General features: G+C 73.4%; 9 protein-coding genes. 4 read left to right on the top strand and 5 right to left on the bottom strand.

Features of this window, described 5'->3' with window-relative positions; translation table 11 throughout:
- The coding region (locus PLP61_RS11640; RefSeq protein ID WP_502889037.1) for an Lhr family helicase at positions 1–1,657 on the top strand (1,657 nt) is incomplete at its 5' end.
- A 33-nt stretch (positions 1,658–1,690) separates the two neighbouring features.
- Complete coding sequence (locus tag PLP61_RS11635) at positions 1,691–2,485, top strand: DNA-formamidopyrimidine glycosylase family protein (protein WP_324502884.1); 795 nt, start codon at positions 1,691–1,693, stop codon at positions 2,483–2,485.
- Positions 2,486–2,506: 21 nt separating this feature from the next.
- Here PLP61_RS11635 and PLP61_RS11630 read toward each other — a convergent pair whose 3' ends face one another.
- The 4 genes from PLP61_RS11630 to rimO form a co-directional block, all read right to left on the bottom strand.
- The gene (locus PLP61_RS11630) at positions 2,507–2,812 is read right to left on the bottom strand and encodes a helix-turn-helix domain-containing protein (RefSeq protein ID WP_324502883.1); all 306 of its coding nucleotides are present in this window, start codon (positions 2,810–2,812) and stop codon (positions 2,507–2,509) included.
- Between the two features lie 70 nt (positions 2,813–2,882).
- Positions 2,883–3,374: a CinA family protein gene (locus PLP61_RS11625; RefSeq protein WP_324502882.1), complete on the bottom strand. Its 492-nt coding sequence runs from the start codon at positions 3,372–3,374 to the stop codon at positions 2,883–2,885.
- Positions 3,371–4,012, bottom strand: a complete 642-nt coding sequence (pgsA, locus tag PLP61_RS11620; protein WP_324502880.1) for a CDP-diacylglycerol--glycerol-3-phosphate 3-phosphatidyltransferase — start codon at positions 4,010–4,012, stop codon at positions 3,371–3,373. The genes PLP61_RS11625 and pgsA overlap by 4 nt, the downstream gene beginning before the upstream one ends.
- Complete coding sequence (gene rimO / locus PLP61_RS11615; RefSeq protein WP_324502879.1) at positions 4,009–5,427, bottom strand: 30S ribosomal protein S12 methylthiotransferase RimO; 1,419 nt, start codon at positions 5,425–5,427, stop codon at positions 4,009–4,011. Before rimO ends, pgsA begins: the two co-directional genes overlap by 4 nt.
- Positions 5,428–5,579: 152 nt before the next feature.
- On the opposite strand from rimO, the gene PLP61_RS11610 reads away from it, so the two are divergent.
- A complete protein-coding gene (locus tag PLP61_RS11610; RefSeq protein ID WP_324502878.1) occupies positions 5,580–6,185 on the top strand; it encodes a cupredoxin domain-containing protein in 606 nt (201 codons plus the stop codon).
- Positions 6,182–7,822: a cbb3-type cytochrome c oxidase subunit I gene (locus tag PLP61_RS11605; RefSeq protein WP_324502877.1), complete on the top strand. Its 1,641-nt coding sequence runs from the start codon at positions 6,182–6,184 to the stop codon at positions 7,820–7,822. The genes PLP61_RS11610 and PLP61_RS11605 overlap by 4 nt, the downstream gene beginning before the upstream one ends.
- Before the next feature lie 41 nt (positions 7,823–7,863).
- Here PLP61_RS11605 and PLP61_RS11600 read toward each other — a convergent pair whose 3' ends face one another.
- The gene (locus PLP61_RS11600; RefSeq protein ID WP_324502876.1) at positions 7,864–8,673 is read right to left on the bottom strand and encodes a helix-turn-helix domain-containing protein; all 810 of its coding nucleotides are present in this window, start codon (positions 8,671–8,673) and stop codon (positions 7,864–7,866) included.
- Positions 8,674–8,875 lie beyond the last annotated feature (202 nt).

Raw genomic sequence — 8,875 nt, 5'->3', positions numbered from 1 at the left:
CCGCGCGGTGGTGGCCCGGGTCGCGGGCGAGGAGCGCTGGTGCGCGGTCGAGGACCTGGGCCGGCTGCGCGACGGCCTCGGGGTGCCCGTGCCACCGGGCACGCCCGAGGCGTTCGCCGAGCCGGTGGAGGACCCGCTGGGCGACCTGGTCGGCCGCTACGCCCGCACCCACGGCCCGTTCCACGCCGAGGACGTGGCACACCGGCTCGGGCTCGGGGTCGCGGTGGCCCGCCACACGCTGTCCCGTCTGGTCGCCTCGGGGCGGCTGGTCGAGGGCGAGTTCCGGCCCGCCGGCTCCGGGGCGGAGTGGTGTGACGCCCAGGTGCTCAGGCGGCTGCGCAGCAGGTCGCTGGCCCGGCTGCGCAAGGAGGTCGAGCCGGTCGACCCCGAGGCGCTCGGCCGGTTCCTGCCCGCCTGGCAGCGGGTGACCGGGGCGCTGCGCTCCGGAGGGCTGCGCGGGCCCGACGGGGTGCTGGCCGTCGCCGAGCAGCTCGCCGGGTGTCCCGTGCCGGCCTCCGCGCTGGAGTCGCTGGTCCTGCCGGCACGGGTCGTGGACTACCAGCCGGCCCACCTCGACGAGCTCACGGCGGCCGGGGAGGTGCTGTGGGCGGGGCACGCCGCCCTGCCCGGCACCGACGGCTGGGTCTCGCTCCACCTCGCCGACCAGGCGCCGCTGACGCTGCTCGAGCCCTCGGCGCTCCCCCTCTCCGACCTGCACCGGGCCGTGCTGGACGCGCTGGCGCCGGGCGGGGCGTGGTTCTTCCGCCAGCTCGCGGACGCCCTGGCGGCCGACGACGCCACCCTGACCGAGGCGCTGTGGGACCTGGTGTGGGCCGGGCGGGTCAGCAACGACACGCTCGCCCCGTTGCGCGCCCGCACCCGCTCCGGACGGACCACCCACCGGCCACGCCGCCCACCTCCGCGGACCCGGCTGGCCGCCTCGGGCCGGGCCGGGCTCCCCTCCCGCACCGGTCCGCCGAGCGCCGCGGGACGCTGGACGCTGCTCCCCGGCCTGGACACCGACCCCACCCGCCGCGGGCACGCGACCGCCGAACGGCTCCTCGACCGGCACGGCGTGGTCACCCGGGGCGCGGTCGGGAACGAGCGGGTGCCCGGTGGGTTCGCCGGGGTCTATCGGGTGCTGTCGGCCTTCGAGGAGTCGGGGCGGTGCCGGCGCGGCTACTTCGTGGCGGGCCTGGGCGCGGCGCAGTTCGGCACGGCGGGCGCGGTGGACCGGATGCGCACGTACGCCGAGCCGGGCGAGCAGCCGGTGGTGCTCACCCTCGCCGCGACCGACCCGGCCAGCCCCTACGGCGCGGCGCTCCCCTGGCCCGAGCGTGGCCCGGTCGAGGGGGCCGCCCCGGCTCACCGGCCCGGACGCAAGGCGGGCGCACTGGTGGTGCTCGTCGACGGCGCCCCGGTGCTCTACGTGGAGCGGGGTGGCCGCTCGCTGCTGACCTGGACCGAGGACGGCTGCCGGCTGGCGCTCGCGGCCGGCTCCCTGGCGGCCGCCGCGCGGCAGGGCGCACTCGGCCGGATCACCGTGGAGCGGGCCGACGGCGAGGAGCTGCTCGGTGCCGGCCCGACCCCGTTGCGGGAGGCGCTGCAGGAGGCGGGCTTCGTCTCGACGCCCCGAGGGTTGAGACTGAGGTCATGACCAGGCGCGCTCGGCCAAGCACCGGAGGGGCCGGTGCCTGAAGGAGACACCGTCTGGCGCACCGCCCGCGCCCTGGACCGGGCGCTGGCCGGGCACCCGCTGACCGAGACGGACTTCCGGGTCCCCGCACTCGCCACCGTGGACCTCACCGGAGGGCTGGTCAGGCAGACCGTCTCGCGCGGCAAGCACCTGCTCACCCACATCGACCGCGAGCACCTGTCCTGGACGCTGCACACCCACCTGAAGATGGAGGGCAGCTGGCAGGTGTACGGCGAGGGCCAGCGCTGGCGTCGCCCGGCCCACCAGGCGCGGGCCGTGCTCGGCGTGCCGGGCCGGGTGGCGGTGGGCTTCTCCCTGGGGATCGTCGAGCTGCTCCCGCGGAGCGAGGAGCACCGCGTCGTCGGCCACCTGGGGCCGGACCTGCTCGGCGTGGACTGGGACGAGGAGGAGGCCGTCCGGCGGCTGCTCACCGCGCCGGAGCGTCCGGTGCGCGAGGCCCTCCTCGACCAGTCGAACCTGGCCGGCATCGGGAACATGTACGCCACCGAGCTCTGCTTCCTGCAGGGGCTGCACCCGGACCGGCCGGTGGGAGAGGTCCCGGACCTGCTGCGGCTGGTCCGCCGGGCGCACCTGGTGCTCGAGACCAACAAGGACCGCCCGGTGCAGGCGACCACCGGAGACCTGCGCGAGGGCCGCCGGGTGTGGGTCTACCGACGCGAGCGGCAGCCGTGCCGGCGGTGCGGGACGCCGGTCCTGGTCGGCCTCCGCGGAGAGCCCGGCCGCGAGCGCGCGGCGTACTGGTGCCCGCGGTGCCAGCCCGCGGACTGAGCTCCGGGGCGCGGCCGGGTCTCAGGCGGCCGAGGCCACCACGTCGCCGGCGGGGGGCACCGTCACCGGCAGGGCGGTGGCGCCCACCTCGGCCTCGTGCCGGGCGACCCGGTCACTGACCTCGCGCAGGACGTCGGACAGCGCGACGTCGAGGGCGGCGCACAGCGAGGCCAGCAGCTCGGAGGAGGCTTCCTTCTGGCCGCGTTCGATCTCGGAGATGTAGCCCAGGCTCACCCGGGCCTCGGCGGAGACCTCGCGCAGGGTCATGCCGCGGTGCATGCGCCGGCTGCGCAGCACGTCGCCGAGCGAGCGGCGGAACAGCACCATCGGGGTCCTCTCGGGGAACGTCGGGGCTCCTCACGGTACCTGAGGAGTCCCCCTGCCTGTGGTGCCAACGCTACCCGAGCGGCCGATAGTCCCGGGGGAGGGCGCGGGCCAGCGCCGCGAGTGCCTCGCGGCAGGTCTGGTCCTGCACCGCCTCGCGGTCCCCGGTCAGCGCCAGGTCGACGGTCCAGCTGGAGCCGGGCGCGGCCACGCCGACGTACACGGTCCCCGGCGGCCGGTCCTCCTGGCGGTCGGGACCGGCCACTCCGGTGGTGCTGAGCGCATAGGTGGCGCCGGCCAGCCGGCGGACCCCTTCCGCCATCGCCTGGGCGCAGGCCGCGGAGACCACACCCTGCCGGGCCACCAGCTCGGCCGGGACGCCGAGCAGGGAGACCTTCAGGTCGGTGGCGTAGGACACCACGCCGCCCCGGTAGACCAGCGAGGCGCCGGGCACGCTGGTGACGCGGGCCGCCAGCCGACCCCCGGTGAGCGACTCGGCCGTGGCCAGCGTGGCACCGGCGGCCCCCAGCGCCGCGAGCAGCTCGGCGGCCTGCGGGTCGGTCATGCCGCGGAGCGCAGCCGGTCGCGCTGGCGCCAGGCGTCGCGGAAGAACTCGTAGCCCGACCACATCGTCATCGCCACGGCTGCGGCGAGCAGCACCTGCATCAGGTAGAACAGCACCTCCCCGGCCAGCCCGAAGACGTCGAAGGCGCCGCCGTGGGCCGACCCGTGCGGCAGCGGGAGGCTGAGCCCGGCGAGGGCGACCCCCTGCAGGGTGGTCTTGATCTTGCCGCTCATCGAGGCGGGGATCACGATCTGCTTGAGCACCGACAGCCGGAGCAGCGTGACACTCCACTCGCGCACCAGCACCACGATCGTCACCCACCACCAGATGTCCCCGACGATGGACAGGCCGATGAACGCCATGCCGGTGATCGCCTTGTCGGCGATCGGGTCGGCGATCTTGCCGAAGTCGGTGACCAGGTTGCGCGAGCGGGCGATGTCGCCGTCGACCTTGTCGGTGATCATCGCCGCGACGAAGATGGCGAAGGCCACCGTCCGCCACAGGATGGAGTCGCCGCCGTCCTGCAGCAGGGCCCACCCGTAGAACGGCACCATCACGATGCGCAGGGTGGTCAGCACGTTGGGGAGGTTGAGGTTGCTCACCCGGTCCGGCGTGCCGGGGTCGACGGGCTGGCTCATGCGGGGGCTCCGATCGGTCGCGCGACGAGGTCGGCGGCGTCGGTCGCCACCACCCGGGCCCGCACCAGGTCCCCGACCCGGGTCCCGGAGGCCTCGAGCAGGACGGTGGCGCCGTCCACGTCGGGTCCCTGGTGGGCTGCCCGACCCGACACCTGGCCCCGGACCGACTCCACCAGCACCTGGACCTCCTCGCCCACCCGGTCCTCGGCGCGCTGGCTGGTCAGCTCCTCGACCAGGTCGGTGACCCGGGTCACCCGCGCGCGGATCTCGTCCTCGTCGAGCTTGCCGGCGAGGCCGGCGGCCTCGGTCCCGTCCTCGTCGGAGTAGCCGAAGACCCCGGTGACGTCGAGGCGGGCGTCCACCAGGAAGTCGCAGAGCACCTGGAGGTCCTGCTCGGTCTCTCCGGGGAAGCCGACGATCACGTTCGAGCGCACCCCGGCGAGCGGGGCCAGCGAGCGCACCCGGTCGAGCAGCGCCAGGAAGCTGTCGGGGTCGCCGAAGCGCCGCATCCGGCGCAGGACGCCCGCGCTGGCGTGCTGGAAGGACAGGTCGAAGTACGCCGCGACGCCCGGCGTGGTCGCGATCGCCTCCACCAGGCTGGGCCGGGTCTCGGCGGGTTGGAGGTAGGAGACCCGGACCCGGTCCACGCCCTCGACCGCGGCCAGCTCGGGCAGCAGGGTCTCCAGCAGCCGCAGGTCACCGAGGTCCTTGCCGTAGGAGGTGGAGTTCTCGCTGACGCAGAACAGCTCCCGCACGCCCTGGTCGGCCAGCCAGCGGGCCTCGGCCAGGACGTCGGCGGGGCGGCGGCTGACGTAGGACCCCCGGAAGCGGGGGATCGCGCAGAACGTGCACCGGCGGTCGCACCCGGAGGCCAGCTTGAGCGGCGCGACCGGCCCGGTCCCCAGACGATGCCGGGCGGCCGAGACCCCGTGGTGGCCGGGCACCGCGAGCTCGGCGTCCGCCCGGTCGACCGGGGAGATCGGCAGCAGCAGGCGACGGTCCTGGGGGGTGTGGGCGGCCGGCGCCTCGCCGGCCAGCACCGACCGCAGCCGGTCGGCGATCTCGGGGTAGTCGTCGAACCCCAGCACCGCGTCCGCCTCGGGGAGCGTGTCGGCCAGCTCCGCGCCGTACCGCTCGGCCAGGCAGCCCACGGCCACCACCGCGCGCGTGGTGCCGTGCTGCTTCAGGTCGGCCGCCTCCAGCAGCGCGTCCACCGAGTCCTTCTTCGCCGCCTCGACGAACCCGCAGGTGTTGACGAGCACGGTGTCCGCGCCGTCCGGGTCGGCGACCAGCCGGAATCCCCCCGCCTCGAGCCGCCCGGCGAGCTCCTCGGAGTCCACCTCGTTGCGGGCGCAGCCCAGCGTCACCACCGCGACCGACGGGCGGGCGGCGGGATCGGTCGTCGGTGTCGTCATGATGGGCACGAGTATGCCCGGTGGCGGGTCGTCCGTGCCGCGGCAGGTGTGACGGAGCAGACCCGTGGCGCCCCTGGTTTGGAGGATTACGTCGTCCATATCGTCGACTCGGGTGGTGACCCCGTCCGTGGGCCCCCCGTGAGGCACTCGCCATGGTTGATTCCAACACCGTGCTGTGGGGCCAGACGCTCATGTACACCGCCTACTGCCTGGCGATCATCGCGGTCATCAGCTGGTTCGCCCTGCGGGTGACCCGGCCCGTCGACCAGGCCCCGCCGGTGAACCCGAAGCTGTTCTACTCCTTCGTGGCCTTCCTGGTCGTGCTCGGCGTCTCGCTCCACCTGATCACCTACAACACCATCCCGTGGGTCAAGGACGACCTGCACGCCACGCCGGTGGCGGCGGAGAACACCTTCGCGCTCACCGTGGCCGACCACGAGTTCCAGCTGCCCAGCGAGCGGATCGACGTCCCGTGCGATGAGCTGGTGAAGTTCAGCGTCACCAGCGAGGACCTCACCTACGGCTTCGGTCTCTTCCGCAGCAACGACTCCATGGTCACCCAGATGCAGGTGGTGCCCGGGCACGCCAACGACCTGGTGTGGACCTTCGAGAAGAACGGCCTGTACTCGATCCGGTCGACCGAGTACAGCGGTCCGAAGGGCTTCGAGATGGTCGTGCCGAACGCGGTGAGCGTCACCGGCTGCGACAAGGACGACCCCGCGACCGACCAGCTCGCGGCCCAAGGAGCGGCACGATGAGCCTCACCGACACCCTGCTCGACGGGAACAAGCACAGCTTCCGCCCGGAGACGCTGACGCCGATGCAGAAGCTGACGCTCAAGTACGTCATCTTCTCCACCATCTACTACGCCTTCGCCGTCATCGAGGGCATGCTGATGCGGATCAACCAGGTGGACCCCCAGGGGCTGCTCTATCCCAAGCGCTACTTCGCCATGCTCACCGCGCACCCGCTGGTCGGCATCTTCGGCGCGTCGTACCTGATGGTCTTCGGCGCCTTCACGTTCCTGCTGCCGTTCCTGCTGAAGAAGCCGCTGTGGTCGTTCAAGGTGGCGCACTGGACGCTGTGGCTGATCGTGGTCGGCGTCTTCACCTTCTGGTTCGACGGCTTCCTGACCCACTACGCCCCGCTGTACACGCTCTACTGGCCACTACCGGCCGACTTCGACCAGTTCGAGCCGGTGGGTGGGGCGATCTTCATCGCCGGCATCGCGCTGGTGATGGCCGGGACGCTGCTGTTCGTGCTGCAGGTGTTCAAGACCCTCACCTACACCCCCGCGGGGCGGGAGAAGGAGCCGGTGGGCCGGCTGCTGGGGGACGCCCTGGGCCTGTCCACGCTGTGGCGCGTGGTGCGGCTGCGGGGCTTGAAGTCCGAGCAGGAGCACCTGGTGTCCCTGCCGGTCGCCGCGATCACCCGTGGCACCGTCGACGTCGCGCTCAACGCTGGGATCATCCTGTTCAGCGGCGTGCTGATCCTCACCTACATGGTGGCCGAGATCTTCGGGACCTCGCTGAAGACGACGGCGATCGACGCCCTGCTGTACAAGAACTGGTACTGGTGGGGGCTGGACCTGGTCGCCGACGGCCTGGTGCTGGTGTTCGTGGCCGGCACCTGGTACCTCCTCGCCTCGCTCATCACCGGCCGTGAGGTGTTCATGGCGCGCTGGGCGCGGTTCGCCCTGGGCCTGGAGCTGGTCGTCTCGTGGACCGTCTGGTCGCACCACCTGCTCTCCGACCAGGCCCAGCCGGCCATGCTGAAGGTGGGCTCCGGCGAGATGGTCACCGCGTTCGAGCTGATCACGCAAGGGCTGGCGTTCTTCATCACGCTGGCCACCCTGTGGCAGGCCCGACCGCTGAAGATGACCAACGAGCTGAAGTTCCTCATCGGCGGGCTGCTCGGCTTCGCGCTGGCGGTCCCGGCCGGGATCATGCAGGCCGACGCGGGGCTGAACCGGATCCTGCACAACACCCAGTGGATCGTCGGCCCGCACGTCCACGTCGCGATCCTGGTCGGGCTCACCATGACGCTCTACTCCGCCGTGTACGTCCTGCTGCCGATCCTCACCAACGGCGCCGAGCTGTGGAGCCAGAAGCTCGCGAACGTGCACTTCTGGTGCCACCTGGTCGGCGGCATCGGGATGGGTGCCTTCATGGGCATGGCCGGGCTGCAGGGGATGATGCGGCGCACCATCTACTACGACGGCGAGTTCCGGCCCTACATGATCCTGGCCGCCGTGAGCGGGGCGCTGCTGGCGGTCGCGCTGCTCGCGTTCCTCACCAACGTCGTGATGACGCTCGGGCTCCGGGGGGCGGTGGGTGTGTTCACCAGGTCCGACCTGCCGGTCGACGACCTGGTGCCCGCCCGGGCGGAGAGCTGAGGCTCGGCCTGGCCCTGGAAGCGCCCGGGGCCAGGCGGGCCTCAGTCCGCGACGTACGTCGCCGTGGCGGGTTGGCCCGTCGTGCCGACCTTGCCCTGGTCACGGCCGTCGACGACGACCTCGACGCTGCCATCGGAGGTCTCCACCCGGACCGGCGGGACCACCTTGAGCGAGCGCGAGTCGCCGTAGGCGAGGTCCCCGGCCAGCGCGATCTTGCCGTTGCCGTCGCGGACGACGACGTGCGCTCCCCCGCCGGCGGCGCGGACCAGCACCGGGACGACGGCACCGGCAGGCGCGCCACCCTGGTGGATGCCGCCCGAGCCCGCGGCGAGCCCCGGAACCTGCCGGAGCTCCACGGGGCCGTCCATCACGATGCGCGCCAATGACCAGGCCAGCACCACCGCCATCACCGCGGCCACCAGCACCGACCAGTTCGGCCCGCCTCGCGTGCCCCGCAGCGAGCCGTGCGACCCCGACCCCAGCTCGGCCTCGAACACCCGCCGCGGGCTGACCGGCGCGTGCGCGTACAGCTCGTCGTAGGACGCCAGCAGCGGCGCCACGTCCACCCCCAGCACGCGGGCGAGCGTGCGCAGGTGGCCACGGGCGTAGAAGTCGCCCCCGCAGGGTGCGAAGTCGTCGACCTCGATCGCCTCGATCACGTGCGGACGGATGCGGGTGCGCTCGGCGAGCTCCTCCACGCCCAGCGAGAGCCGACGGCGGGCGCCGGCGAGGACCGGCCCGACCACCGGCTCGCGGAGCGGCTCCACGACCTCGGTGGGGTGCTCGGCCCAGTCGCTGCCCTCGGCCACCCAGGGGCTGCGGCGCAGCTCCTCCGCCTCGGGCAGGACCACCGCGCTGACCTCGGCGGCGGGGTCCAGGGCGAGCGCCCCGAGGGTGACCTCGGCCCGGCGCCCGGGTCGTACCTCACGCAGCGGTGCGGGGGTGGGGCTGGCTCACCGGATCTTTCGCCGACCGCGAGCGGCTGCGCCGCGAGAACCTCAAACTGTCCGCGAAGCTGCGGCTGGCCGACCTGCAGTTGCAGCGCCTCGAGGC

Origin of the sequence: Nocardioides sp., assembly GCF_035429765.1 — a bacterium.
GTDB lineage: Bacteria > Actinomycetota > Actinomycetes > Propionibacteriales > Nocardioidaceae > Nocardioides.
The sequence above is the reverse complement of the archived record's forward strand: the minus strand, read 5'-3'. Positions and strand labels throughout refer to the sequence as shown.

Coding starts and splice junctions, on each gene's coding strand:
- rimO (WP_324502879.1), bottom strand. CDS start 5,427: ATGACGACACCGACGACCGATCCCGCCGCCCGCCCGTCGGTCGCGGTG.
- pgsA (WP_324502880.1), bottom strand. CDS start 4,012: ATGAGCCAGCCCGTCGACCCCGGCACGCCGGACCGGGTGAGCAACCTC.
- PLP61_RS11605 (WP_324502877.1), top strand. CDS start 6,182: ATGAGCCTCACCGACACCCTGCTCGACGGGAACAAGCACAGCTTCCGC.
- PLP61_RS11630 (WP_324502883.1), bottom strand. CDS start 2,812: ATGGTGCTGTTCCGCCGCTCGCTCGGCGACGTGCTGCGCAGCCGGCGC.
- PLP61_RS11610 (WP_324502878.1), top strand. CDS start 5,580: ATGGTTGATTCCAACACCGTGCTGTGGGGCCAGACGCTCATGTACACC.
- PLP61_RS11625 (WP_324502882.1), bottom strand. CDS start 3,374: ATGACCGACCCGCAGGCCGCCGAGCTGCTCGCGGCGCTGGGGGCCGCC.